This window comes from Croceivirga lutea (assembly GCF_014235875.1).
GTDB classification, from domain to species: Bacteria; Bacteroidota; Bacteroidia; order Flavobacteriales; family Flavobacteriaceae; genus Croceivirga; species Croceivirga lutea.
In genome coordinates this window covers 256,472-281,548 of record NZ_JACJUK010000005.1, presented here as the reverse complement: position 1 = coordinate 281,548, position 25,077 = coordinate 256,472, and the positions used below count along the sequence as shown (strand labels likewise).

The 25,077-nt window shown below is 35.5% G+C and carries 18 protein-coding genes; 16 read left to right on the top strand and 2 right to left on the bottom strand.

What is annotated here, in order from left to right:
- Positions 1-9 precede the first annotated feature (9 nt).
- The gene (locus H5V42_RS11265; protein ID WP_229665696.1) at positions 10-438 is read right to left on the bottom strand and encodes an SPOR domain-containing protein; all 429 of its coding nucleotides are present in this window, start codon (positions 436-438) and stop codon (positions 10-12) included.
- A 177-nt stretch (positions 439-615) separates the two neighbouring features.
- On the opposite strand from H5V42_RS11265, the gene H5V42_RS11260 reads away from it, so the two are divergent.
- The 9 genes from H5V42_RS11260 to H5V42_RS11220 all read left to right on the top strand — a co-directional run bounded on the left by H5V42_RS11260 (position 616) and on the right by H5V42_RS11220 (position 13,420).
- Positions 616-1,986 (top strand): c-type cytochrome, encoded by a 1,371-nt coding sequence (locus tag H5V42_RS11260; RefSeq protein WP_185783331.1) that lies wholly within the window; start codon positions 616-618, stop codon positions 1,984-1,986.
- Positions 1,987-2,013: 27 nt separating this feature from the next.
- Complete coding sequence (locus tag H5V42_RS11255) at positions 2,014-5,148, top strand: TAT-variant-translocated molybdopterin oxidoreductase (RefSeq protein ID WP_185783269.1); 3,135 nt, start codon at positions 2,014-2,016, stop codon at positions 5,146-5,148.
- 32 nt (positions 5,149-5,180) lie between these two features.
- Positions 5,181-6,926, top strand: a complete 1,746-nt coding sequence (gene nrfD, locus H5V42_RS11250; RefSeq protein ID WP_185783268.1) for an NrfD/PsrC family molybdoenzyme membrane anchor subunit — start codon at positions 5,181-5,183, stop codon at positions 6,924-6,926.
- 2 nt (positions 6,927-6,928) lie between these two features.
- Positions 6,929-7,459 carry a DUF3341 domain-containing protein gene (locus tag H5V42_RS11245; RefSeq protein WP_185783267.1) on the top strand — a complete coding sequence of 177 codons (531 nt, stop codon included), beginning with the start codon at positions 6,929-6,931 and terminating at the stop codon, positions 7,457-7,459.
- Position 7,460: 1 nt separating this feature from the next.
- Positions 7,461-8,030, top strand: a complete 570-nt coding sequence (locus H5V42_RS11240) for a c-type cytochrome (protein ID WP_185783266.1) — start codon at positions 7,461-7,463, stop codon at positions 8,028-8,030.
- 7 nt (positions 8,031-8,037) lie between these two features.
- The gene (locus tag H5V42_RS11235; RefSeq protein WP_185783265.1) at positions 8,038-9,399 is read left to right on the top strand and encodes a quinol:cytochrome C oxidoreductase; all 1,362 of its coding nucleotides are present in this window, start codon (positions 8,038-8,040) and stop codon (positions 9,397-9,399) included.
- Positions 9,400-9,414: 15 nt separating this feature from the next.
- Positions 9,415-10,584, top strand: coding sequence for a cytochrome c oxidase subunit II (locus tag H5V42_RS11230; protein ID WP_185783264.1), 1,170 nt, complete (start codon positions 9,415-9,417; stop codon positions 10,582-10,584).
- A 51-nt stretch (positions 10,585-10,635) separates the two neighbouring features.
- On the top strand, positions 10,636-12,465 hold the full coding sequence (locus H5V42_RS11225) for a cytochrome c oxidase subunit I (RefSeq protein WP_185783263.1): 1,830 nt from the start codon (positions 10,636-10,638) through the stop codon (positions 12,463-12,465).
- 121 nt (positions 12,466-12,586) lie between these two features.
- Positions 12,587-13,420, top strand: coding sequence for a GIN domain-containing protein (locus H5V42_RS11220; protein WP_185783262.1), 834 nt, complete (start codon positions 12,587-12,589; stop codon positions 13,418-13,420).
- On the opposite strand, the gene H5V42_RS11215 is transcribed toward H5V42_RS11220, so the two are convergent.
- Positions 13,413-15,674 carry an acyl-CoA dehydrogenase family protein gene (locus H5V42_RS11215; protein ID WP_185783261.1) on the bottom strand — a complete coding sequence of 754 codons (2,262 nt, stop codon included), beginning with the start codon at positions 15,672-15,674 and terminating at the stop codon, positions 13,413-13,415. The genes H5V42_RS11220 and H5V42_RS11215 overlap by 8 nt on opposite strands.
- 51 nt (positions 15,675-15,725) lie before the next feature.
- On the opposite strand from H5V42_RS11215, the gene ruvB reads away from it, so the two are divergent.
- The 7 genes from ruvB to ruvA all read left to right on the top strand — a co-directional run bounded on the left by ruvB (position 15,726) and on the right by ruvA (position 25,076).
- Complete coding sequence (gene ruvB / locus H5V42_RS11210; RefSeq protein ID WP_185783260.1) at positions 15,726-16,748, top strand: Holliday junction branch migration DNA helicase RuvB; 1,023 nt, start codon at positions 15,726-15,728, stop codon at positions 16,746-16,748.
- A 3-nt stretch (positions 16,749-16,751) separates the two neighbouring features.
- Positions 16,752-18,077 (top strand): cytochrome P450, encoded by a 1,326-nt coding sequence (locus tag H5V42_RS11205; RefSeq protein WP_185783259.1) that lies wholly within the window; start codon positions 16,752-16,754, stop codon positions 18,075-18,077.
- Complete coding sequence (queG, locus tag H5V42_RS11200; protein WP_185783258.1) at positions 18,074-19,003, top strand: tRNA epoxyqueuosine(34) reductase QueG; 930 nt, start codon at positions 18,074-18,076, stop codon at positions 19,001-19,003. Before H5V42_RS11205 ends, queG begins: the two co-directional genes overlap by 4 nt.
- Positions 19,004-19,031: 28 nt before the next feature.
- On the top strand, positions 19,032-20,492 hold the full coding sequence (gtfA, locus tag H5V42_RS11195) for a sucrose phosphorylase (protein WP_185783257.1): 1,461 nt from the start codon (positions 19,032-19,034) through the stop codon (positions 20,490-20,492).
- Between the two features lie 70 nt (positions 20,493-20,562).
- Positions 20,563-22,074: an MFS transporter gene (locus H5V42_RS11190; protein ID WP_229665698.1), complete on the top strand. Its 1,512-nt coding sequence runs from the start codon at positions 20,563-20,565 to the stop codon at positions 22,072-22,074.
- Between the two features lie 117 nt (positions 22,075-22,191).
- On the top strand, positions 22,192-24,495 hold the full coding sequence (locus H5V42_RS11185) for an NADP-dependent malic enzyme (protein ID WP_185783255.1): 2,304 nt from the start codon (positions 22,192-22,194) through the stop codon (positions 24,493-24,495).
- Complete coding sequence (gene ruvA, locus H5V42_RS11180; protein ID WP_185783254.1) at positions 24,495-25,076, top strand: Holliday junction branch migration protein RuvA; 582 nt, start codon at positions 24,495-24,497, stop codon at positions 25,074-25,076. Before H5V42_RS11185 ends, ruvA begins: the two co-directional genes overlap by 1 nt.
- The last annotated feature ends 1 nt before the right edge of the window (position 25,077 follow it).

Here is a 25,077-nt window from a genome sequence, read left to right as displayed (position 1 = left end):
TGCTCAATTCTACCAAGTAGAATTTTCAGGTCTTAGAAGCATTGCGTTAGGGTACTTTTTTCGTACTTCAATAAACTTTCGTTCTGCTTCTAAGGCATTTTTAAACTTCCCTACTTTTACCCTATAAGTTGGCTCTTGAAAGTCAATCTTGGTAGGCCAACCTGGAAAATCAATTTCCACTTGAGACTTCAATCTTGTAGCTTGGGCATCAGTTCTTACAAAACCAACTTGAATTTGATAGAAATCTTCAGAATTTGAGTTTACTTCAACATATAAGGTATGTAGTTCTTTAAGCTTAGGGTCTTGGTCAATTGTAACTTGACCTTCTTGCCCAAAACTGTTAAAAGTGATTAACATAAAACCTGCGCCAAAAATGTATTTTATCATAAAACTATTTCCTAAAATGTTGTGCGTGAACAAAGTTAATTTTTTCTTCATCAGCTAGGCTTGATTAAAATTATTTAGAACGAATATAAATTACCAATTAGAATTCCGTTAACATTTTAAAAAACGCCGATGTGTCGTATTTTTGTGTCCGATTTTGAGCACGGAAAAGCTAAATAACTTAGTATCAATACGAAAACCGTGCCAAGTCTCAATAGCAATGTTGTTATGATGAAAAAGGTTTTGAACCGCACTCAATTTTATCAAGTTCTTGGTCTAAGTTTAGTAATTCTCCTACAACTTTTCACTGTTGTGTCGTACGCTCAAGACGATGCTAATGCAGAGACCCAAGTAGAGGCTGCTCCAGCGGATTTAGGAGGAGACCCTGTAAAAGGAAAACAATTATTTAATACAAACTGTGCAGCTTGTCATGCTCTTGATAGAAAGATGACGGGTCCAGCTTTGGCTAACGTTGAATCAAGGTTAGCAGAAGATGAGGGGCTGAATAAAGAGTGGTTGTACAAGTGGATTAAAAACAGTGCTGGGTTAATAGCGTCTGGAGATGCTTATGCTAACAAGGTGTACAATGAGTATAACCAAGCGGCAATGACGGCGTTTCCGACCTTATCTAATGAAGATATAGATAATATTTTAGCTTACACTGCGGCTCCGCCGCCTAAACCCACGGTGGCAGCTGCAGCTCCAGTAGATGGTGGTAGTACAGGTGCTTCATCTGGTATCTCTAACGAGATTATCTTAGGAGCTCTTGCTGTTATCTTTGGTCTATTGGTATTGATGCTAGTCATGGTGAATAAAACCCTGAGAAGAATAGCTGAGGCTAATGGGGTGGAAATTGCTGCAGAAGGTGAAAAGCGAATGCCAATCTGGAAAGCTTTCGTTCAAAATCAATTTCTAGTATTGTGTTCTGTAGTTTTCTTTTTGCTAGCTGCGGCTTATGGTGCCTATGCTTGGATGTCTCAAGTAGGTGTAGACCAAGGCTATGCTCCTGTACAGCCTATACATTATTCTCATAGAATTCACGCAGGGGTCAATAATATTGAATGTAAATATTGCCACTCTTCCGCTAGAGTTTCTAAGCATTCTGGCATTCCTTCTTTGAATGTGTGTATGAATTGCCATAAATCAATTTATGAATATACTGGTAATGGTGAAGGTCCAACGGCAGAGGATTTGGCTAACGGTTATACTAACGAATTCTACACCGCGGAAATTAAAAAGCTTTATAAAGCTGTAGGGTGGGATGAAGAGAATCAAAAATATACTGGTGAATCCAAGCCTGTAGAGTGGGTTAGAATTCATAATCTGCCAGATTTTGTTTATTTCAATCATTCACAGCACGTAACAGTTGGTCAAATTGAGTGTCAAACATGTCATGGTCCAGTTGAAGAGATGGAGATAATGTATCAATACTCACCTTTAACTATGGGGTGGTGTATAAATTGTCACCGTGAGACTGAGGTGAAAGTTGCTGATAATGGGTATTATGAGAAAATTCACGATGAGCTGTCAAAGAAGTATGGTGTTGAGAAATTGACAGCAGCTCAAATGGGTGGATTAGAATGTGGTAAATGCCACTATTAATTAAAAGAAGTTATTTCTATATACGATATGGCGTCAAACAAAAAATATTGGAAAAGTGAAGCGGAGTTAAATCCGAATGATTCCATTGTTACGAAGCTAAGAAACAACGAATTTGTTGAGCATATTCCAGTTGATGAGTTCTTGGGAGATAAGCAGAATTTAGCTGATTCGTCAACAACAAGAAGAGATTTTCTTAAGTATGTTGGCTTTAGTACTGCGGCTGCTACCATGGCTGCTTGTGAGGGTCCAGTTAATAAATCTGTCCCTTATGTTATCCAACCTGAAGATATTGTTCCTGGTGTTGCGAATCACTACGCTACTACTATTGCAGATGGTTATGATTTTGCAAGTATTCTTGTTAAAACAAGAGAAGGTAGGCCAATTAAAATAGAGAATAATGATAGGGCTGATGTATTAGGAGGTGCAAATGCGCGTGTTAATGCTTCGGTTTTGTCGTTGTATGACAGTAAAAGAGTTCAAGGTCCTATGGCTGGTGGAAAGCCAGTGGAGTGGAAAGTTCTTGATGCTACTGTTAGAGCAAAACTTGGTAGTTTGACTAATGGCGGTAAAAAGGTTGCGTTGTTAACGCAAACTTATGCTAGTCCGTCAACTGCTAAGCTAATTGGAGAATTTTCAGAAAAATTCGGTGGTGTTGACCACGTGGTTTATGATGCTATTTCAGAAGACGCTACTCTAAATGCATTTAATGCAATGTACGGGGAGCGTGCTTTACCAGATTATGATTTTGGTAAAGCTGATTTAATAGTTTCTTTTGCGGCAGATTTTCTAGGTGATTGGCAAGGTGGTGGATATGACTCGGCCTATGCAAAAGGGAGAGTTCCGAAAAACGGAAAAATGTCAAAACACATTCAGTTAGAGTCAAATATGTCTCTTTCTGGAGCTAATGCTGATAAGAGAATTGCATTAAAGCCTTCTGAGGTTAAAATTGCACTCGCAAAACTTTATGGAAAACTTAATGGAGGTTCGGTATCTGGAGGAACTTCTGAATTAGACGGATTAGTTGATGGTGTTGTTGCTCAGTTGCGTAAAGTGGGAAGCAAAGCGGTTGTAGTTTGTGGTATCAATGATGTTAATGCCCAAATGGTCACTTTAGCTATCAATAAAATGTTAGCTAGTGAAGCGTTTAAGCCAGAAGAACCAAAATACCTGCGTCAAGGCGATACTTCAAAGGTTAAGCGTTTGATTGGAGATATGAATGCTGGTAGAATAGGGGCGCTAATTATTGATGGTGTAAATCCCGTGTATTCTTTACCTAATGCTGCTGAATTTTTAGCTGGATTAGAAAAAGTGGAGGTCTCCGTTTATTTTGCGCACAATAATGATGAAACTGCTCAGGCAGTATCTCACGTAGCCGCAAGAAGTCATTACCTAGAATCTTGGGGTGATGCTGAATTGAAGAAAGGGCATTTTAGTCTAACTCAGCCAGTAATAAAAGAGCTTTTTGATACAAGACAATTTCAAGCTTGTTTACTAACTTGGATGGGTAGTGAGCAGACTTACTACGATTATATTAAAGAAAACTGGACGGCTTCTATTTTAGGGGGTTACAGTTGGAGTAAAACGCTGCAAGACGGAGTTTATACTCCATTTTATGCTAAGGATATCTCTGAGACTGTGTTGGGTTCTACCCAAGAAAGTACCGAAGATGGACAGGTAAGCGAAGCAACGGTAAATTTAAATGCTGCTGTAAGGTCACTAGCTGGTACTACCTCTGAAGGTTATGAGTTAGTACTTTATCCTAAGACCGGCATGGGAGACGGGCAACAAGCTAATAATCCTTGGTTGCAAGAATTTCCGGACCCTATATCTAGAGTTTCTTGGGATAACTATGTAACTATTTCAAAGTTTGATGCTGAAAAGTTAGAATTAGAAAATTACAATGTAGCTAATGGTGGTTTAGATGGTAGTTATGCTTCGTTAACAGTTGAAGGTGCTACTTTAGACAAGGTTCCAGTATATATTCAACCAGGTCAAGCTCCAGGAACCTTAGGCTTATCTTTTGGTTACGGTCGTAAGGCTGGTTTGCAAGCAGAAATGCAAACAGGAGTTAATGCCTATAAGCTTTATAAAGATTTTAATAATATTCAGTCTGTTTCTATTTCAAAAGTAAGTGGTGTTCATGAGTTTGCTTGTGTGCAATTGCATAATACTTTGATGGGTAGGGGTGATATCATTAAAGAAACCACATTAAAAGAATTTAATACTAAAGACAAGCATGAATGGAATGCAATTCCTGAAGTGTCTTTGGATCATCAAGAAACACCAGTAACATCTCCAAAAGTAGATTTATGGCAAAGTTTCGATAGAAGTATTGGTCATCATTTTAATCTTTCTATCGATTTAAATGCCTGTACAGGTTGCGGAGCTTGCGTAATTGCTTGTCATGCAGAAAATAATGTTCCTGTTGTTGGTAAGCATGAAATGCGAGTGTCTAGAGATATGCACTGGTTAAGAATAGATAGATACTATTCATCAGAAGAAACTTTTGAGGCAGATGACGCCAAAAAAGAAGGAATGGATGGATTATGGGGTGACAATGGTAGCTTAGGTGGATTCGGAGAAATGGAGAATCCTGCAGCTAATCCGCAAGTAGCCTTTCAGCCTGTGATGTGTCAGCATTGCAATCACGCGCCTTGTGAAACTGTTTGTCCAGTTGCGGCAACTTCTCATGGTAGACAGGGGCAAAACCATATGGCATATAACCGTTGTGTGGGTACCCGTTATTGTGCTAACAACTGTCCTTATAAAGTAAGAAGATTCAACTGGTTCCTGTACAATAATAATGATGAGTTTGATTACAACATGAATAATGATTTAGGTAAAATGGTACTTAATCCAGATGTTGTAGTTAGGTCTCGTGGAGTTATGGAAAAATGTTCATTCTGTATACAAGCCACCCAAGCGGTTATCTTAAATGCAAAAAGAGAGGGTAGGCCAGTTGCTAAAGGTGAATTTAATAACGCTGTAGCTTGTTCTGCTGCTTGTTCTTCTGGTGCTCTTGTTTTTGGAGACGTGAATGAGGAAGGTAGTGAAATTGCCAATTTAGTTGCAGACGATAGATCTTATCATTTACTAGAGCATGTTGGTACAAAACCAAATGTTGTTTATCAAGTTAAGGTAAGAAACACAGAAGAGGCTTAATTAATTAATAAGAAGAAATTAGACTATAAATTATGGCGTCGCATTACGAAGCACCTATAAGAAGACCTCTAGTACTCGGCGATAAAGGGTACCATGATATATCTGTTGATATATCACGACCAGTTGAGGGAAAAGCTAACAAACAATGGTGGATTGTTTTTTCAATTGCATTAGTGGCTTTCCTATGGGGGTTAGGTTGTATTATATACACCGTATCTACAGGAATTGGTGTCTGGGGTTTGAATAAAACTGTTAACTGGGCATGGGATATTACTAACTTTGTTTGGTGGGTAGGTATTGGTCACGCAGGAACCCTGATTTCTGCTGTACTTTTGTTGTTCCGTCAAAAATGGAGAATGGCTATTAACCGTTCTGCAGAGGCAATGACAATTTTCTCTGTAATTCAAGCAGGTTTATTTCCAATTATTCACATGGGTAGGCCTTGGTTGGCTTATTGGGTATTACCAATTCCTAACCAATTTGGTTCTCTATGGGTTAACTTTAATTCTCCGCTTCTTTGGGATGTGTTTGCAATTTCGACCTATTTATCAGTGTCTCTAGTTTTCTGGTGGACTGGTTTATTGCCAGATTTTGCAATGATTAGAGATAGAGCAGTTAAGCCATTTCAAAAGAAAATTTACAGTTTATTAAGTTTTGGTTGGACAGGTAGAGCTAAAGATTGGCAAAGATTTGAAGAGGTATCTTTGGTTTTAGCTGGTTTAGCTACACCTCTAGTACTTTCTGTACATACAATTGTGTCTTTTGACTTTGCTACGTCTGTTATTCCAGGATGGCATACCACAATATTCCCGCCTTATTTCGTAGCCGGAGCAATTTTCTCAGGGTTCGCAATGGTGAATACGTTACTTATTATAATGCGTAAAGTTTGTAATCTTGAAGCATATATAACTGTTCAACATATAGAATTAATGAATATCGTAATAATGATTACGGGTTCAATAGTTGGTTGTGCATATATTACAGAATTATTTATAGCATGGTATTCAGGTGTTGAATACGAACAATATGCATTTTTAAACAGAGCTACTGGTCCTTACTGGTGGGCGTATTGGAGTATGATGACTTGCAATGTGTTTTCTCCTCAGTTTATGTGGTTCAAGAAGTTGCGAACAAGTATCATGTTTTCTTTTGCTATTTCAATTGTAGTAAATATCGGTATGTGGTTTGAACGTTTTGTAATCATAGTAACCTCATTACATAGAGATTATTTACCATCATCATGGACAATGTTCTCTCCTACCTTTGTTGATGTAGGTATATTTATAGGTACCATAGGATTTTTCTTTGTACTATTCTTATTATACTCAAGAACATTCCCCGTTATAGCACAGGCAGAAGTTAAATCAATACTTAAATCTTCAGGTGAAAGATTCAAGAATCTTAGAGCAGAAGGTAAACCAATGTATCAAATGCCTGAAAGAGGAAAAGAGGTAGTAAGAGAATCAATAACACAAGACGTCTTAATGGGTGAGGTAAAACCGGCCACAGGAGATAAAATTGGAGTTAATGAATTATTAAGTTCTGTTGGTAGATTCGACCCAGCTTTACAAACTGCGGATGATTTAAAACGTATAAGTGGTGTAGGTCCAGAAATGGAGAGAATACTTAATGAGATAGGTATATTCACTTTTGCACAGGTAGCAAGAATGACTAAGAAAGAATATGATTTGCTTGATTCTATTTCTGGTAAGTTTCCAGGTAGAGCACAAAGAGACGATTGGGCGGGTCAAGCAAGACAACTAATAGATAATAATTAATTATGGCATCAAATAAAGTAATACAGGCGCTTTACAACGACGATGACATACTGATGAAGGCTGTTAAGGAAGTAAGAGCTGCTCATCATCATATAGAGGAGGTATATACGCCATTTCCGGTTCATGGTTTAGATAAGGCTATGGGTCTAGCAGATACCAGAATAGCTATAACCGCTTTCATGTATGGTTGTGTTGGGTTAACAGTAGCTATCCTTATGATGAATTATATAATGATAGAGGATTGGCCACAAGACATTGGTGGAAAACCAAGTTTTAGTTACATGCAAAATTTACCAGCTTTTGTGCCAATTATGTTCGAGTTAACAGTATTTTTTGCGGCTCATTTAATGGTAATAACATTTTACTTGCGTAGTAGAATGTGGCCATTTAAAAATGCAGAAAATCCTGATAAACGAACAACAGATGACCATTTTTTAATGGAAATTGGTTTGCATGATAACGAGGATGAGTTAAAGCAGTTGTTGTTAGATACTGGAGCTGTGGAAGTAACAATTACAGAAAAAGAAGATTAGCATGAAGCGATTCTTTAAATATAGTATGGTTTTGGCATTAGTGGTTTTAGCTAGTTCTTGTTTTGACAAGAATAGCCCGAACTACCAATATATGCCTAATATGTATGAATCAGTTGGTTATGAGGCTTACGAGGGTGTAGAGACGCCATTGTTTCCTGAGGGTACTGAAGCTTTAGTTCCTCCAACTGGTACGGTTTCACGTGAGTGGTTACCTTATGAGTATGATAATACTTTAGAGGGTAAAGAATTGGCAAGAATTCAACCTAGCCCTTTAGATTCTATCAAAAGAGACGAAGATTTAGTTAAGGGTGCCGAGTTATATGCTATCTACTGTGCTATTTGCCATGGAGTTAAAGGTGATGGGCAAGGAACATTAGTAAAAAATGAAAAAATCTTAGGTGTGCCTAGTTATAATGATGCCGCACGTAATATAACTGTTGGTAGCACATATCATACTATTTATTACGGATTGAACTCGATGGGTTCATATGCTTCCCAATTTGCTTCCGAAGAAGAAATGTGGCAAGTTTCTGAATATGTTATTAAATTAAAAGGAGACCTATCCAAATAAGATTGGAATGAAATATACTTTTTCAAATAGATTAAAAATTGGTTCGTTTATCGCAATGGGCGTGGGATTATTATTCTTAGCCATTGGATTTTTAAGTGCGCCAAGTAGTGTAGAAGAGGCCAAAGAAATGGTAGCTACGGCACATTCAGATGGGCATGGAGGCCATGGTGAAGCCCATTCAACTGAAAATACCCACCATGTTACTGCTGAGAATGGTCATGATGAACCTCATGCCACTGAAGCTCACGGTGAAAGTCATGATGCGGCTCATGATAAGCATGTATATGACCAGTTAAAAAATAGACCTTGGTCAGCATTGTATGTAGCAGCTTTTTTCTTCTTTATGATTTCATTAGGAGTTTTAGCCTTTTATGCAATTAATAGAGCTGCACAAGCTGGTTGGTCTCCACTTTTGTTCAGAGTTATGGAAGGTATTACCGCATATATAGTTCCTGGTGGAATTATTGTGTTTTTAATTTTGCTATTATCTGTGCTTCACATGAACCATTTATTTGTATGGATGGATGCTGATGTTGTTGAACATGATTATTTACTTCAGGGAAAGAAAGGATATTTAAACCCATGGTTTTTTATCGCAAGAGCAGCTATATTCATTGGAGGTTGGATTGCCTACAGACAAATTTCTCGAAAGTTATCTCTAGCTCAGGATAATGCTTCAGATGATTCCAATTTTAAAAAGAATTTCAAGTGGTCTGCAGCTTTTCTAGTTTTCTATTTAATCTCAGAGTCAATGATGTCTTGGGATTGGATTATGAGTTTGGACCCACACTGGTTTAGTACTTTATTTGGGTGGTATGTATTTGCCAGTATGTTTGTTTCTGGCATTACTACTATTGCAATTATAACTATCTATTTAAAATCTAAAGGTTATCTGCCAGAGGTTAATGATAGCCACTTACATGATTTGGCGAAATTCATGTTTGGTATAAGTATATTTTGGACATACTTATGGTTCAGCCAATTCATGTTAATTTGGTATGCTAATATTCCTGAAGAGGTAACGTACTTTGTTACAAGATTGGAAGATTACAAATTACCATTCCTTGGAATGCTTGTTTTAAACTTTATTTTTCCTTTGTTGGTGTTAATGAACAGTGATTATAAACGTATCAACTGGTTTGTTATAATGACAGGTATAATCATCTTATTTGGTCATTACTTAGATGTATACAATATGGTTATGCCAGCAACCGTAGGAGATAAATGGGGATTTGGTTTCCCTGAAATAGGAGGAATTTTATTCTTTGGAGGGTTGTTTATATATGTAGTATTTACAACTCTTACTAAAGAAGAATTAACTCCAAAAAGAAATCCTTTCTTAGAAGAAAGCCGACAGTTTCATTACTAAAAGTATAGTTGAGAAATGACGACATTATTGATATTGATAGTACTTGTTTTAATAGCAATAGCTATTTGGCAAATTGGTAAAATATTTGAGTTGTCTCAGATGGGTAAAAATGATTCCTCATCAGAGATTGCAAATGATGAGGATAATAAAAATAACGGTTACTTGTTATTTGCCTTTTTGGTTTTTATTTATGGTATAACCATTTTCAGTTTTGCAAAATATACTAAGGTATTATTGCCCGAACCAGCATCAGAACACGGTAGTGGATATGATTTATTGATGCTTGTATCGTTTGTAGTAATATTTATAGTGCAAACAATAACACAAGCTTTATTACATTACTTTGGTTATAAGTATCGCGGACAAAAAGGACGTAAAGCTTTATTCTTCGCAGATAATGACAAGTTAGAGTTTATTTGGACAATTATTCCTGTAATCGTTTTAGCAGGTTTAATTATTTCGGGTCTTTATTATTGGACAAACATCATGGATGTTAGTGAAGAAGATGACCCACTAAGAGTAGAGCTATACGCACAACAGTTTAATTGGACCGCTAGATATGGTGGAGATGATAATGTTTTAGGTGATGCTAGTGTTCGATTAATTGATATAGATCGAGCAAACGTATTAGGTTTAGATGAATCTGACCCAAATGCTGCGGACGATATCATAGTAAAAGAACTGCATTTACCAGTAGGTAGAAAAGTTAATTTTTATATACGCTCACAAGACGTTTTACATTCGGCTTATATGCCTCACTTTAGAGCTCAAATGAACTGTGTTCCAGGTATGATTACAAGGTTCTCTTTCACCCCTACCATTACTACTGAGGAAATGAGACAAAATCCAGATGTTGTTGATAAGGTGAAAAGAACAAATAAAATTAGAGCTGAATGGGCTGCAGAGGGTAGGCCTAATTCTGACCCTTGGGAGTTTGATTACATTCTTCTATGCAATAAGATATGTGGTAAATCACATTACAACATGCAAATGAAGATAATTGTAGAAAGTGAGGAAGACTATAATAAATGGTTAGCTGAACAAAAGTCTTTTTCTGAAACAATATTAAAAGACGATACTTCGAATACTGAGACTTCAATGGTCGTAGAAAGCCAAGAAGAAAATCCTGAAGAAGTTCTTGAAGAATTGAAAGAAGTGGTTGAAGTTATCCAAGAATCTCACTAAATTTATAGGTGAAAATTGCTTAAAAAGAAAATTAAAAATTAAAAGAAGATTATGTCTGCAGTAACGCACGCACATGTAGAGGAACATGCTCATGATGATCACGGACATCATCATAAAGAAACATTCATCACTAAATACATATTTAGCCAAGATCATAAAATGATTGCTAAACAATACTTCATTACAGGGGTATTGGTTATGGGCTTTATAGGTATTGCAATGTCATTGTTATTTCGAATGCAGTTGGCATGGCCTGGGGAATCATTCTCAGTATTTGAAGCATTATTAGGTAAATGGGCACCAGACGGTGTAATGGATGCCGATGTTTATTTAGCATTGGTGACTATGCACGGTACAATAATGGTATTCTTTGTACTAACAGCAGGTTTGAGTGGAACATTTAGTAACCTCTTAATTCCATTGCAAATTGGTGCAAGAGATATGGCTTCAGGCTTCCTTAATATGGTGTCATATTGGCTATTTTTTGTCTCTTGTGTAATAATGATAATTTCACTTTTTGTTGAAGCAGGACCAGCAGCAGCAGGATGGACTATTTACCCGCCTTTAAGTGCATTACCTATGGCTCAACCTGGATCAGGTATGGGTATGACATTATGGTTGGTGGCTATGGCTATCTTTATTGCTTCGTCATTATTAGGATCACTGAATTATATTGTAACGGTATTAAACTTAAGAACTAAGGGCATGTCTATGACAAGACTACCACTTACCATTTGGGCATTTTTTGTTACCGCAATAATCGGTGTAGTTTCCTTTCCAGTTTTATTGTCAGCAGCATTATTGTTGATAATGGACAGAAGTTTTGGAACATCATTCTTTCTTTCTGATATATTTATACAAGGTGAAGTTTTACATTATCAGGGTGGTTCCCCAGTTTTATATGAACATTTATTTTGGTTCTTAGGTCACCCAGAAGTATACATAGTACTGCTTCCAGCATTAGGTATTACTTCCGAAGTAATGTCAACAAACGCTAGAAAGCCAATTTTTGGTTATAGAGCTATGGTAGCTTCAATCTTAGCTATTGCATTTTTGTCTACCATTGTTTGGGGACACCATATGTTCATTTCTGGTATGAATCCTTTCTTGGGTTCGGTATTCACCTTTACAACATTATTAATTGCCATACCTTCGGCGGTTAAGGCTTTTAATTACATAACTACCTTATGGAAGGGTAATTTGCAGATGAACCCAGCAATGTTATTTTCTATTGGCTTGGTTTCTACCTTTATCACTGGAGGTCTTACCGGTATTATTTTAGGTGACAGTACATTAGATATAAATGTTCATGACACTTATTTTGTGGTAGCACACTTTCACTTAGTAATGGGTATTTCTGCACTTTATGGTTTATTTGCCGGAGTTTATCATTGGTTTCCAAAAATGTTCCATGGTAGATTAATGAATAAAAATTTAGGGTATGTACATTTTTGGATAACAGCAATTTGTGCCTATGGTGTATTCTTTCCAATGCACTTTGTTGGTATGGCTGGTGTTCCAAGACGTTATTATGAAAACACTGCGTTCCCAATGTTCGATGAACTTACTGATGTTCAGGTGCTAATGACGACCTTTGCCTTAATTGCAGGGGCAGCACAGCTAATATTCGTTTACAACTTTGTACATAGTATCTTTTATGGTAAAAAAGGACCAAAAAATCCATGGCAATCTAACACATTAGAGTGGACAACACCTATTGAGCATATGCATGGTAATTGGCCTGGAGCAATACCAGAAGTTCACAGATGGGCTTATGACTACAGTAAAACTTATGAAAATGGCGAATATATAATTGCTGGTCAAGATTTTGTTCCGCAAGATGTGCCTTTACAAGAGAATGAAGAGGAATTGAACCATTAATTCAATAACATAATTGTATAAAAAGCCCTGTTGTTTCAATGGGGCTTTTTTTATGGCATGAAATTTTCATGAACATTAAAAATATATTTTCGATATTTAATTGGAAATCAAGTTATTTAGAATGAAGAATCAATTAGTACTACTATTAACCGTTTTGTTTTTTATGCAATTAGGTGTTGCTCAAAAGAAAGATAAAATAAAGGGTAATAGAATTTTAGCAGAGGTTAGTGATGATTTACCTCCATTTGATGCTATTGAGCTTCAAGATAATATCGAAGTTGTACTTAAAAAATCTTTTGGTGAGGGTTATGTAATAATTGCAGACGATAATCTAATTGATGTTATTCGTTTTGAGGTTATTGATAGTACTCTTATTATTTCAACTGACTTACAAATTACTTCAAAAAGGGCTTTAGAAATTGCAATTAACTTTGTGGAACTAAAAGCTATTACTGTTAAATCTGGTAAGCTAATAGTAGATGATGAAATTTCAACAGATATACTCTATGTAAATACGTTTGGTGATTCAGATTTAGTATTGAAAGCGGATACATTTAAATTAAATTTAGCTATGGAGAATAACAGTAAAGCTGATTTAAAGGTTGATGCTGATAGTTTAAATGTATTTCAAAGAGATAGGAGTTCTGCTTTTATATATGCAATGAGCGGGGCTCATAAATTAGAGTTACGAGATAATGCAGATTTAGCTATGGAAGGTAGTACAGAGGACTTAGAAATTGAAGCCTATGGGCATTCCAAATTAAAAGCGCCAAAATTGGAAGCCTCCACTGTTAACCTTAAAGTTGGGGAAGATGCAGTGGCTCGAATTCAGGCGAATCAAAGACTAAACTTGGATGCTTCAGGCGATACTAAAATCTATCTTTACGGTGACCCAGAAATAGTAATCTCACAATTTATAAATACGCCGCAATTAATTAAGAAAGAACTCAATTAGCAATAGGAGCGGTAATTAAGTTTTTTGGTATACCAAAACCATCTACCAGCGTAGCTACATGAGGCCTAAGTTCAGTTGATAATCTTTCTACACGTTGTCTTATTGCTTTTGATTTTGAGCTTCCAATATAACCTTGTTCAAGATACCATTCAGCATCATTTCTAATTATTGACAAACTGTGTAAAGCCCCAATTTTATAAAACAAATCTTTGTATTTGGTTTCTGACCATTCTGATAAAGTATCATAATACCATTTAATTGCTAATGCTTGACTATAGGCTTTACCTACTTCTAACAAATGGGTTTGTGTTTTTAAGTACGCCTGGTAACTTGGCACCCCTTTTTTAATGTAGTCTCTAATTCTCATGGCTGCAGTATAGGTTAAACGTCGTAATCTATAGTCTAAGGCATGTAGGTGAAACTTTGGATTATAAAGATGTTCACTAGAAACTTTATTGGCATAAGTAGGGTTTATGGTTGTTAAACGGTCATTTATTTGTGTTCCCAGTAATCGTAAAACACTACTGAAACCTCCTTCATTGAATTCTGATTTAAAATCAGAGAGTACACCTTTTGCAGCTAATTGTAATAGAACAGTATTATCACCTTCAAATGTGGTAAAGATGTCTGAATCGTTTTTTAAATCACCAATACGGTTTTCTGTTAAATATCCTTTACCACCACAAGCTTCTCTTGATTCTTGAATTGCTTCGGTTGCAAACCATGATATTATCGCTTTTAATCCGGCAACTTGGGTTTCAATTTTTCTTTTGTCTTCATTAGTTTTAGAATAAATATTCATCGCTTTTTGCAAAACAAAATGATATACAAAGCTACTTGCGATTTTTGGAATTAATCGAATTTGATGACTGGGATAATCTAGCAATAAATCCTCTTGAATTTTATTTGGAGCAGTAAATTGGCGTCTTTTTAGACTATGCTTGGCGGCTATGGTCAAGGCCATTTTTGCAGCTGCTAAAGCACCTTTTGCCACGCAGATTCTTCCGCCTACTAAAGTTCCTAGCATAGTGAAAAAACGTTTATTTGGATTTTTAATATCTGAATGATAATTACCATTTTGGTCTACACCCCCATATTTATCTAAAAGGTTAGCTACAGGAACTTCTACATGATTAAACCAAATTTTTCCGTTATCAACACCATTTAAACCAAGTTTTTGACCATTATCTTCAATTCTAATGCCGTTAAGTTCCTTATGATTCCCATCTCTAAGTGGAACTATAATTGCATGAACACCTTCGTTCTTGCCATTTACAATTAGTTGAGCAAAAACGGTAGCAATTTTAGAATGTAAAGCATTACCAATATATTCTTTATTGTCTTGTTCTCCAGGAGTATCTATAATTAAACTTCTAGATTTATGTATGTAAGTTGCAGTAGTTTTAATGCCTCTAACATTACTTCCATGGCCAGTCTCAGTCATTGCAAAACAACCCAATAGTTCTGCGGTTCCAGCTTTTTGTAAATATGTATTTAAATGATTTTTGTTTCCGAGATTTTGAATACTACCACCAAACAAACCAAATTGTACGCCAAACTTTACAGCTAGGCTCCCATCAACAAAAATCAAATGTTCAAAGATTTCAGCATATGTTTTAAGATCACTTTCACCACCATATTTCTTTGGATATGCATATGCTCCCCAACCAGCTTCTGCTAATAGTTTTACTTGTTTTAATACTTTTTCTCTATGTTTTTCTTTTAAACTTAAATGTTCCCAATTAAAGGATTTTTGCGAAAGAAAGTTTCTTAAACTAGTAATAGTGTTATAACAATTTGAGTAAAGAAATTTATCAATTTCTATAGCATTGAACTGTTGTAAATTATCTAAAAAAACTACTTCTATCTGAAATAGGTGTCTGTAATGATTAGGTTGTATCCCTAAATTTAACTCAATGCTTTTTAGCACTTCATTCTCATTATTAGCATAACCATTGGCTTTGGCAACCTTGATGGAGAAGTCATGAAGTGGATAATTATTGCTTTCAATAAGTTTAATATCGCTGTGCAAAATATAGTGCTGCCAAGATTTAATAACTTCATCTTCTGGTGAAGTCTCTTTACAAAGCCAATTATTTAAAAGCATCTTACTTTCAGAACTCAATGAAGTATCTGTTGTAATGGCATTAGTTACAATTTGAACTTCTGACGCTGATAATAAATCATCTGACCATATCACATAAAAGAAAGGGATATAGGGTAAAATATCTAAGGGGAATTCAATTTTTTGCATGGTATTAAATTACAACAAAAACCAATGATGCTATTGCCTTATCTTTGAGGTATGAATGAAAATCTAGACCCAACAGGAGATAATTTTTCAGCTGAAGAGTTTGATATTGAAAAGGCATTAAGGCCAATTACCTTTGATGACTTTACGGGGCAAGAACAAGTACTAGAGAATTTAAAAATATTTGTACAAGCAGCAAATCAAAGAGGTGAAGCTCTAGACCATACCTTGTTTCATGGTCCTCCGGGTTTAGGTAAAACCACCTTAGCTCATATTTTAGCCAACGAACTTGGTGTTGGCATTAAAGTAACTTCTGGTCCAGTATTAGACAAACCTGGTGATTTGGCTGGTCTACTAACTAATTTAGATGAACGAGATGTTCTTTTTATTGATGAGATACATAGGTTAAGCCCTATTGTTGAGGAGTATTTGTATTCAGCAATGGAAGATTATAAAATTGATATAATGATTGAAACGGGCCCTAATGCACGAACGGTTCAAATTAATCTTTCACCTTTTACATTAGTTGGTGCTACAACCAGGTCTGGATTATTAACCGCCCCAATGAGAGCAAGATTCGGAATTTCAAGTAGACTACAATATTATGACACAGAATTACTATCAACCATTGTTCAACGTAGTGCCGAAATATTAAATGTGCCAATTTCTAATGAAGCCTCTATAGAAATTGCCGGTCGTAGTAGAGGAACCCCTAGAATATGCAATGCTTTGTTAAGACGTGTGCGAGATTTTGCTCAAATAAAAGGTAATGGTACCATAGATTTAGAAATTTCTAAATATGGTTTGTCAGCTCTCAATGTAGACGCTCATGGGTTAGATGAAATGGATAATAAAATTCTCTCAACCATAATAGATAAGTTCAAAGGAGGGCCAGTAGGTATAACAACACTGGCAACTGCAGTATCAGAAAGTGCTGAAACTATTGAAGAAGTCTACGAACCCTTTCTAATTCAGCAAGGTTTTATAATGCGTACACCTAGAGGAAGAGAAGTTACGGAAAAAGCCTATAAACATTTAGGTAGGTTAAAAGGTGGAACGCAAGGAGGTTTATTTTAAAATATGGGTAATGAAAAGTCTTTTCCGGTAGTTTCGTTTTTTCAGTTTGTAAAAAGAGGGTTAGAAATACTTAAAAATCCACTGCCATTTCACCATGATAATTTTGAAAAAAAAGGAGACACCTTTTTACTTTCAATAGGTATTCAAAATAAAATACTTTTCTCTAGAAATCCTGAGTTATTAAATTATGTATTAAGAACAAATCAAAAAAACTATACTAAATCTGAAGTTCAAACCGTACAAGTTGCCAAATACATTGGCAAGGGTTTACTTACCTCTGAAGGTGAATTTTGGAGAACCCAACGCAGATTACTACAACCAACATTTCATAAAAAGCATATAGCAAACCTTTTGCAAATTATGCAAGAAGTAATTGAAGAAGAAGTTTCAAAAATTACCATTAATAAAACTTTTTCTATTGAACCTTTTTTTGGAAAACTAGCATTCAAAGTTGTTGCAAAATCATTGTTTAGTGGTGAAATTGACGAAACTGCTGTTGAACAACTTCAGCATCTTATTGAAACATCTCAAAAAATGCTGGTTAGCGAACTTCGTCAGCCGTATTTAAAATGGTGGTATTTTATTACTGGTAAGTCTTCTAAAAATGAAAAACTCGTTGAAGACGCTAGAGCATTATTGGCAAATCTAATACAACAAAGAAGAGCAAGTAAAATCAAAAAAGATGATCTTTTAGACTTGCTTTTAAATGCCAAATATGAAGATGGGTCTGGTATGGCTGAAAAACAAATGATTGATGAAATCATGATACTTTTAGTAGCGGGTCATGAAACCACCGCAAATGCACTAACTTTTACTTGTCAGCTTTTGGCAAAAAATCCCAAATATCAAAATAGTATTAAAGATGAAAATGAAGCCTTAGAACATTTAGACTTGATGAGTATTTTGCAAAAGCAAAAAGTAACTAAAAATGTTTTAGAAGAAAGTATGCGGCTATATCCACCGGCATATTTTATTGATAGAAAAAATATCAAAAAAGATGAATTTGATGAGTTCTATATTGCATCTAAAACACCGCTTTTATTTTCTATAATTGAAATACATAGACATAAAGAGTATTGGGATAAAGCTGAACATTTTTTACCTGAACGCTTTGCAGATTCCGCTAATAAATATTCAGATATTTATTTTCCTTTTGGCGCAGGACCAAGAATGTGTATTGGCAATAATTTTGCCATGTATGAGATGCAGTTAATAGTAAAAGAATTATTTAAAAAATATGTAATCAAACCATTGGATACGGCAATTGAAATTGAACCATTAATTACCTTAAAACCAAAAAATGCATTTTTGGTATTTGAAAAACGATGAGTTATTCTAAGAAACAGGCATATACAAGACTAATCAAAACTGAGGCAGAACGACTTGGTTTTTTCTCTTGCGGAATTTCAAAAGCTGAGTTTTTAGAAGAAGAGGCGCCACGATTAGAAAATTGGCTTTCTCAAAATATGCATGGCCAAATGGCCTATATGGCTAACCATTTTGATAAGCGTTTAGACCCAACAATACTAGTAGACGGGGCTAAATCTGTGGTTTCATTGCTCTTAAATTATTATCCTTCAGAATTTCAAAATTCAGAATCATATAAAATCTCAAAGTACGCTTATGGTACAGATTATCATTTTGTGATTAAAGATAAATTAAAAGCTTTGCTTCATTTTATTTCTACAGAAATAGGTCAGGTACATGGCCGCGCATTTGTAGATTCAGCACCTGTCTTAGATAAAGCATGGGCCGCAAAAAGTGGTTTAGGTTGGATTGGTAAAAACAGTAACCTTTTAACCAAAGAGGTGGGTTCTTTCTATTTTATTGCAGAATTAATCATTGATTTGGAACTCGATTATGATACTCCGGTAACAGACCATTGCGGTACCTGTACTGCATGTATAGATGCATGCCCAACACAAGCTATCGTAGAACCTTATGTGGTAGATGGTAGCAAATGTATCTCGTATTTCACAATAGAATTAAAAGAAGAACTTCCAACAGATTATAAAGAAAAATTTGACGATTGGATGTTTGGTTGTGATGTTTGCCAAGATGTTTGTCCATGGAATAAATTTTCAAAATCACACGCTGAACCACTCTTTAATCCGCATCCCAAATTGTTAAATTATCAAAAAGAGGACTGGGAAGAAATAACTTCAAACGTTTTCGCTGAAATTTTTGAGAAATCCGCAGTAAAACGCACTAAATTTTCAGGATTAAAACGTAATATTGAATTCCTTAAAAAATAGTTAACTCTATTTTTCCTAAACATTAATTGTGAAAAACCAAATACAGCTTATAACCTACGTTGATAGAATTGCCTGCAAAAATATTATTGAATTAGACCAGCTTTTAACTAATGAATTAGATGGTTTATTTGGTGGCGTTCATATTTTACCATTTTTCTATCCTATAGATGGTGAAGATGCAGGTTTTGACCCCATTAACCATAAAAAAGTAGACCCAAGATTGGGAGATTGGAGCAATATAAAAAAGTTGAGCAATTCAACCGAAATTATGGCAGATTTGATTGTAAATCATATGTCTGCAGATTCAGTTGAGTTTAAAGATTTTGTCGAGAAGGGTGAAAACTCTCCATATGCTTCCTTGTTTTTGACTTATGATAAGGTTTTTCCTAAAGGCGCCACAGAAAAGAATTTACTTCAGATTTATAGACCAAGACCTGGTTTTCCTTTCACTAAATTTAAATTAGCAGACGGGTCACAAAAATTGGTTTGGACAACATTTACTCAAAAACAGATAGATATTGATGTGTTTTCTGAAGGAGGTAATGCATATTTAGAAGAAATTTTAGCCATTTATCAACAGGCGGGGATAAAAATGATTCGTTTAGATGCTGCAGGCTATGCCATTAAAAAAGCAGGAACTTCTTGTTTTATGATTCCTGAAACCTTTGACTTTATAGATGAACTTACAAAAAAAGCTCGTGCTAAAGGTATTGCCGTGCTAGTAGAAATACATTCGTTTTATAAAACACAAATTGAAATAGCTAAAAAAGTTGATTTTGTTTATGACTTTGCGTTACCGGTTCTTGTTTTAGACACCTTGTTTAATGCTGATGCCACTAACCTTAAAAAGTGGTTGCAAATAGCTCCGCGTAATGTTGTTACTGTTTTAGACACACATGATGGTATTGGCATTGTAGATGTAGCCTCAGAAGGAGATGAAGATGGCTTAATACCAGATAACGTGTTAGATAATATCGTAAATAAGATGCACGCTAATAGTGAGGGTAGAAGTCTTAAGGCTACCGGAGCTGCTGCCTCAAATTTAGACCTCTATCAAGTTAACTGTACCTATTTTGAAGCTTTAGGTAGTAATGAGGTCTCCTATCTTATGGCTAGGGCAATCCAGTTTTTTGTTCCTGGTATTCCTCAAGTATATTACGTAGGATTATTTGGTGATGAAAATGATATGGAGTTGTTAGCTAAAACAAATGTGGGAAGAGATATTAATAGACATTATTACACCAAAGAAGAAATTCAAAAGAAAACAGCAAGCTCTTTGTTTGAAAAGTTGTCACAACTAATGAAATTGAGAAATACGCATCCTGCTTTTAATGGTGAATTTAATTTAGAGGAATCCTCTGCAAAATACCTAGAAATAAAGTGGGTGCTAAATACAGAATCTATTCAATTAAAAATGGATTTGGAAAACAAATCTTTTGAAATCAAAGGTGCTGCTAATGAGGTAGAATCCTTATTGATGAAGGTTTAATAGCATTTTTCCAACTAAGATTGGTAAAATAGCTATCTTGAAAAGAATAAAACTAAACTAACTTGAAATGATGGATAAGCTCAAAAAACCGCAACTTAGTTTTTGGCAAATATGGAATATGAATGTTGGCTTCTTAGGAATCCAATTTAGTTTTGGATTGCAACAATTGCCAGTAAATTCAGTATTTGTTTTTTTGGGAGCAGAAGAACATTCTTTACCAATTTTGAACATTGCGGGCCCAATAACCGGTTTGGTTATTCAACCAATTATTGGTGCTATTTCAGACAAAACATGGTCGCCAAAATGGGGCAGGAGAAAGCCCTTTTTTCTAATTGGAGCAATTCTCGGTAGCTTATGTTTATTTCTTTTTCCTTTTAGTCCAGCTTTATGGGTTGCGGTAACCTTATTATGGATTTTAGATATTGGAAACAACACCGCTATGGAACCTTACAGAGCATTTGTGGGCGATAAGTTGCCAGACAACCAATTAAATTTTGGCTACCAAATGCAAAGTCTTTTTGTTGGGGCTGGTATACTACTAGCCATGGGCTCTATAAAGTTATTTCAACATTTATTGGCAGAAGAAGAGGTAACAGGTACTATCCCACAATGGGTGTACATAGCATTTTTCTTTGGCTCATTCTTATCCTTAACCACGGTATTATGGACAATTTTTAAAACTCCAGAAATACCACCTTCAAAAGAAGAACAAGAAGAAATTGAAGCATTTAATTCTGGAAAACCTTCACCATTAATTCAAATTATAAGTGTTATTGTAGTGTTGTTTTCCGTTCCTATTTCTCTAGGGTTAATAACGGCATATTTTTTACCTTATTTGTGGACAGATATTAACATACTAGTGGTAGTTGTTTTAGTATTTGCTGCCGTATGGATATTCTATTTGTTCAGGCTAATTAAGAATAATAAAAGCAATGCAGGGGTAAAAAAATTAGGTGATACTTTAGCCCCCTTTGTTGAAGTAGCAGAAGCATTTGGCGAAATGCCAAAATTTATGTGGAAATTGTCAATTGTATACTTTTTTCAATGGTATGCTTTATTTGTCTACTGGCAGTTTATTATGCCTTTATTTAAAACCACGATGAGCATGAGCACCTCTGAAGCTACAGCTCAAGCAGCTACCATGAGTCTAACCTATAATGCGGTAACTATGTTGGTAGCATTAGTACTTGTTCCTGTGGCAGCTAAGTTTGGTGGAAAAAAATTATACATTTTAAGTTTATTTGGTACTGCTTTGGCTGTTTTACTTATCCCTTTTATTACCAATCCATATTTGGTTTTAATTCCAATGGTGCTTTTTGGTATTGGTTGGGCAACAATGATGGGTATTCCTTACAGTATGGTGTCTAAAATTGTTCCACAAGAAAGAAGAGGTGTGTATATGGGTATTCTAAATATGATGATTGTAATACCTATGTTTATAGAAACCATTTCTTTTGGGCCAATTTATAAGTATTTATTAGGAAACAATGCTGTGAATGCTATGATTTTTGCAGGTGTTTTCTTCGCATTGGCAGCGGTTTTTGCTTTTCGTTTGAATGTTACCAAAGAAAAAACTGCCTAATTACTATCAAGAATATCTAAAATATATTGCAAATCAATCTTTTACTAAGCAATACAAATGAATTGCTATTCTTTTGTCTGCAATACTCTTATATTTATTGATTGATTTCAGAATCTTATGAGCAAAGAAAAACAACGCAGAGAAGCTTTAATATATCACGCCAAACCACAACCAGGTAAAATCAAGGTTGTACCTACAAAACCTTATGCAACGCAAAGAGATTTGGCGCTTGCATACTCGCCTGGTGTTGCGGAACCTTGTTTAGAAATTGAGAAGAATAAAGATGATGTATATAAATACACAGCTAAAGGAAATACGGTAGCGGTAATTTCAAATGGTACTGCCGTATTAGGTCTTGGAAATATTGGGCCAGAAGCTTCAAAACCGGTAATGGAAGGTAAAAGTTTACTGTTTAAAATCTTTGCTGATATAGATGGTATTGATATTGAATTGGATACCGAAGATATTGATAAGTTTGTTGAAACTGTAAAATGTATTGCTCCGACTTTTGGTGGCATAAATCTCGAAGATATAAAAGCTCCAGAAGCTTTTGAGATAGAACGAAGATTAAAAGAAGAGTTGGATATTCCTGTAATGCACGATGACCAACACGGTACAGCAATTATTTCTGCGGCAGCTTTATTAAACGCATTAGAATTAGCAAACAAAAAGATAGAAGACGTTAAGATTGTCATAAGTGGTGCGGGTGCAGCGGCTATATCTTGTTCTCGTTTATATCGTGCTTTTGGTGCTAAACAAGAAAATATGGTAATGCTCGATAGTAAAGGCGTTATTAGAAATGATAGAGATAGTCTTAGCCCACAAAAAGCAGAATTTGCTACACATAGAAAAATAGACACCTTAGAAGAAGCAATGGTTGGGGCTGATGTGTTTATCGGTCTTTCAATTGCAGATTTAGTGTCCCAAGATATGCTATTGTCCATGGCTAAAGACCCAATAGTTTTTGCCATGGCGAATCCAAATCCTGAGATAGATTACGATTTAGCATGTAAAACTAGAGAAGACGTTATTATGGCCACCGGTAGGTCTGACCATCCTAATCAGGTAAACAATGTTCTAGGTTTTCCATTTATATTCCGTGGAGCATTAGATGTTAGGGCCACCAAGATTAATGAAGAAATGAAAATGGCCGCCGTAAGAGCTCTTGCAGAACTTACAAAAGAACCAGTTCCAGAACAAGTTAATATTACCTATGATATTACACGATTAACTTTTGGAAGAGAATACATCATACCAAAACCATTTGACCCAAGATTGATTGCTAAAATTCCACCCGCAGTGGCCAAAGCAGCTATAGAAAGTGGAGTAGCAAAGGCACCAATACAAGATTGGGATAAATACGAAGAAGAATTGCTATCTCGTTCGGGTAACGATGAAAAGTTTATGCGTTCATTGCATAATAGAGCTAAGGCAAATCCTAAAAAGATTGTTTTTGCTGAAGCTGAATTGTTAGATGTTTTAAAAGCAGCCCAAATAGTTTATGAAGAGGGTATTGCTATTCCAATTTTATTAGGCCACAAACCCACAATTGAAAAACTTAAAAAAGAATTAGAATTTGATGCTGAAGTTGCTATCATAGATCCAAGAGATGATACCTCTAGTGAGTTGCGAACTATCTATGCAAAAAGTTTGTTTGAGCAACGAAAACGTAAAGGTGAAACAGAATACAGTGCCCGTGTTAATATGGGTAAGCGAAACTATTTTGGTTCAATGATGGTGTTAGAAGGGGCAGCAGACGGAATGATTTCTGGCTACTCTCGTGCGTATCCTAAAGTTTTAAAACCTGTTTTTGAAGTTATTGGTAGAGCTAAAGGAGTTAAAAATGCATCTACCGTAAATGTAATGATTACAGATAGAGGTCCGTTATTCTTAGGAGATACTTCTATTAACATCAATCCTAATGCCGAAGAACTAGCTGAGATTGCTCAAATGACAGCCAATGTGGCTGCTACTTTTGGTTTTGAACCTGTAGTGGCAATGCTGTCTTATGCCAACTATGGTTCTTCATCGCATATTCAAGCTAAAAAAGTTAGAGAAGCTGTAAGCATACTTCATGATAAAAACCCAGATTTAATAGTCGACGGTGAAATTCAAACAGATTTTGCCTTTGACCCTGAACTTCGTTCTACTAATTTTCCTTTCTCTAAGCTTGGCGGTAAAAAGGTGAATACTTTAATATTTCCAAATTTAGATTCTGCTAATATCACCTATAAACTTTTAAAGAGTTTGAACAAGGCCCATTCTATAGGACCTATTATGGTTGGTTTGCGAAAATCGGTTCATATTTTACAGTTAGGTGCAAGTGTAGATGAAATGGTTAATATGGCTGCAGTGGCAGTGATTGATGTGCAAGAGCGTCAAAAAAGAAAAGAAAGTCATATAGCAAAATCTACAAAATAATGATAACGCATTTAAACGGTAAATTGGTTGAAAAAGCACCCACACATGCAATTGTTGAATGTGGAGGGGTTGGCTATTTTTTAAATATTTCACTACATACTTTTTCACAATTATCTAGTGATGAGAATATTAAAATCTACACTCATCTATTAATTCGTGAAGATGCACATACACTGTATGGGTTTGCCGGTAAAGCAGAAAGAGAAATTTTTAAACTTTTAATTTCAGTTTCTGGTATTGGAGCTAGTACAGCAAGAACCATGTTATCATCGCTCTCTCCAGAGCAAATAAAAAATGCCATTGCAGGCGGAGATGTTGCTACTATACAGGGAGTCAAAGGTATAGGTGCCAAAACAGCCCAACGCGTTATCGTAGATTTAAAAGATAAAATTTTAAAGGTTTACGATATTGATGAAGTTTCCGTCTCACAAAACAATACTGGTAAAGAAGAAGCGTTATCTGCATTAGAGGTTCTTGGTTTTACAAGGCGACTTGCAGAAAAAGTAGTCGACAAAATTATCAGTCAAGATTCCTCTCTCAGCGTTGAAAATATTATTAAACAGGCGCTTAAAAACTTATAAT